Origin of the sequence: Pinirhizobacter sp. (assembly GCF_035317885.1) — a bacterium.
Classification (GTDB): Bacteria; Pseudomonadota; Gammaproteobacteria; order Xanthomonadales; family Rhodanobacteraceae; genus Pinirhizobacter.
Genome location: NZ_DATHFX010000065.1, coordinates 1 through 2,601, shown reverse-complemented (window position 1 = coordinate 2,601; position 2,601 = coordinate 1). Strand labels below are relative to the sequence as shown.

The window sequence follows — 2,601 nt, the reverse complement described above, 5'->3', positions numbered from 1 at the left end:
GATCACGGGATAACCGATCTCGCGGGCGATCTTGACGTTGGCCGCAGGATCGTTACCCAGCGGGCCACCGGAGCCGGGCACGCAGGGGACGCCTGCATCCTTCATGGCGCGGATGGCTTCCACCTTGTCGCCCATCATGCGGATGACGTTGGCGGTGGGACCGATGAAGACGAAGCCGGACTGTTCCACCTGCTCGGCGAAGTCGGCGCGCTCGGACAGGAATCCGTAGCCGGGATGGATGGCATCGGCGTCGGTGATTTCCGCGGCGGCGATGATGCGCGGGATATTGAGGTAGCTGTCCACCGACGGCGCCGGGCCGATACACACCGATTCATCGGCCATGCCCACGTGCTTCAGGCTGCGGTCGGCGGTGGAGTGCACGGCGACCGTCTTGATCCCCAGGCTATGGCACGCGCGCAGGATGCGAAGCGCGATTTCGCCGCGATTGGCGATGACGACCTTGTTCAGCATGGCTGTTCCTTAGCCGATCACGAACATGGGTTCGTCGAATTCCACCGGCTGGCCGTTCTCGACCAGGATCGCCAGGACCGTGCCGGCGACATCGGCCTCGATCTGGTTGAACATTTTCATCGCCTCGATGATGCCGATGGTCTCACCGGCCTTTACCTGCTGGCCGATCTTGGCGAACGCCGGCGCGCCCGGGGTGGATGCAGCATAGAAAGTGCCAACCATGGGCGCCTTGACGGTATGACCGGCAGGGAGGTCCGACGCCGCCGGCACGCTATCGGCGGCGGGGGCGGAGACCGGTGCTGCGGCTGCGGCGACGGGCGCCGGCGCGGGTGCGGCCTGGGCATACATCGGCTGCATCTGCACGCTGCCCTTGGGCACGCGGGACAAGCGCACCACTTCCTCGCCTTCCTTGATTTCGAGCTCGGCCAGGTTCGACTCTTCGAGCAGGTCGATCAGCTTCTTGATCTTGCGCAGGTCCATGGGACAAACCTTTTTCTGAAAAGGGGATGAAATGGTCAGGCGTCGCCGACGCGGCGCAAGGCGGCGTCGAGGGCGAGTTGGTAGCCGTGGGCACCCAGTCCGCAGATCACGCCGACAGCCACGTCCGATAGGTACGAGGTGTGGCGGAAGGGTTCGCGGGCATGGGGATTGGACAGATGGACCTCGATGAACGGGATGGCCACACCGGTCAGGGCGTCGCGCAGCGAGATGCTGGTATGGGTGAAGGCGCCCGGGTTGATCACGATGAAGGCCACGCCTTCGTCGCGGGCCTGGTGGATGCGTCCTACCAGCTCGTGCTCGGCGTTGGACTGGAAGTAGGCCACGCTATGGCCGGCTTCGCTGGCTCGGGTGGTCAGCGTTGTATTGATGTCCGCCAGGGTGTCGCGGCCATAGATCTCGGGCTCGCGGACACCCAGGAGGTTGAGATTGGGACCGTGCAGGACCAGGATCTTTGCCATGCGCCTCTCACGGGCAAGCCGAAGGCGCGGAGTGTGCGCGCCCTTGGATCAATTGTCCAGTTCGGCGCAGTTAACGGAAGATCGCCGCTGTTTGTTGCAATACCGCACGCTTGCGTATGGGTTGCCGGCGGATGTAGGCGTCTGCCGACACCTTCCGGCGGCTAGCGTTGCAGCCACTGCGCAAGCCGGGCGTCGTCCAGCTTTCCCAGGTGGCTGGCCAGCACGCGTCCGTGTTCATCCAGCAGCACGCTATAGGGAAGCAGGTTGCGGGCATTACCGGCCTGGGCGGAGGTGGCCTGGTCGGCAGGGGCCAGCAACCAGGGGTAGGCCGGGGTGGCCTCATGGGACTGTTTTCTAACGCTATCTGGGTCGTCCTGGGCCACGCCGACCACCTGCACGCCATTGGCTGCGTATTTCGCCTGCGCAGCGGCCAGGGCAGGCATTTCCTCCCGGCAGGGGCCGCACCAGGTGGCCCAGAAATTCACCAGCAGCTTCTTGCCTTGCCAGCGGTCCAGCGATGCCGGCCGGCCATCGAGATCGGTGAGCTTCAGTGCCGGGAAGGGCGCCCCCACGGCAAGATCGCCGTTGAAGTCAACCGGTGCAACGCGGCGATCAACGTACAGGCCGAAGCCTGCGGCGATCAACGCCAGTAACAGGATCGCCGCCGTGGGACCGCGCAGGAAGTTCACGGCGCCGCGGCTTCGCGCAGCGCCGCGGCCACGGCGTCCTGTGTCAGCACGGTTGAGAGTTTCTTGCCCTCCGCGCCGTTGCCCGGATACACCACATACAGGGGCACGCCCGGCGAATGGTGTTGTTCAAGGAAAGCGGCGATGGTGGGGTTTACGTCGGTCCAGTCGCCGTATACGTAGGTGGCGCCGGTTTCCTTCATCACCGCACGGAAGGCATCGGTGTCGAGCACGGCGTGCTCGTTGGCCTTGCAGGTGACACACCAGTCGGCGCCCATATCCACGAACACCGGCTTACCGCTGTTGCGGAGCTCCGCCAGTTTTTGCGGCGAATAAGGCACCACGCCTGACGCGGCAGCCGTGGCCTGGGGCTTTTCCAGACCGCTGATGACCAGCAGCGGATACAGCGCGCCAAGCGCAAGGACGGCGACGAACACCTTGGACAGCGGCTTGCCGCCACGGCTGCGCTCGAACCACCACAGCGC

5 protein-coding genes are annotated in these 2,601 nt (G+C 65.1%); all 5 read right to left on the bottom strand.

The features are described from left to right. Positions 1-471: biotin carboxylase N-terminal domain-containing protein (locus VK519_RS02050; RefSeq protein ID WP_324347183.1), on the bottom strand; the 471-nt coding region annotated here is incomplete at its 3' end. A 9-nt stretch (positions 472-480) separates the two neighbouring features. Next, a complete protein-coding gene (gene accB / locus VK519_RS02045; RefSeq protein WP_324347181.1) occupies positions 481-951 on the bottom strand; it encodes an acetyl-CoA carboxylase biotin carboxyl carrier protein in 471 nt (156 codons plus the stop codon). A gap of 35 nt (positions 952-986) precedes the next feature. Then, a complete protein-coding gene (gene aroQ / locus VK519_RS02040; RefSeq protein WP_324347179.1) occupies positions 987-1,430 on the bottom strand; it encodes a type II 3-dehydroquinate dehydratase in 444 nt (147 codons plus the stop codon). Between the two features lie 161 nt (positions 1,431-1,591). After that, positions 1,592-2,119 carry a TlpA family protein disulfide reductase gene (locus tag VK519_RS02035; protein WP_324347177.1) on the bottom strand — a complete coding sequence of 176 codons (528 nt, stop codon included), beginning with the start codon at positions 2,117-2,119 and terminating at the stop codon, positions 1,592-1,594. Continuing rightward, the coding region (locus VK519_RS02030) for a thioredoxin family protein (RefSeq protein ID WP_324347175.1) at positions 2,116-2,601 on the bottom strand (486 nt) is incomplete at its 5' end. The genes VK519_RS02030 and VK519_RS02035, both read right to left, overlap by 4 nt.

Excerpts from the sequence above, each read along its gene's own strand:
- accB (WP_324347181.1), bottom strand. The coding sequence starts at position 951 with ATGGACCTGCGCAAGATCAAGAAGCTGATCGACCTGCTCGAAGAGTCG.
- aroQ (WP_324347179.1), bottom strand. The coding sequence starts at position 1,430 with ATGGCAAAGATCCTGGTCCTGCACGGTCCCAATCTCAACCTCCTGGGT.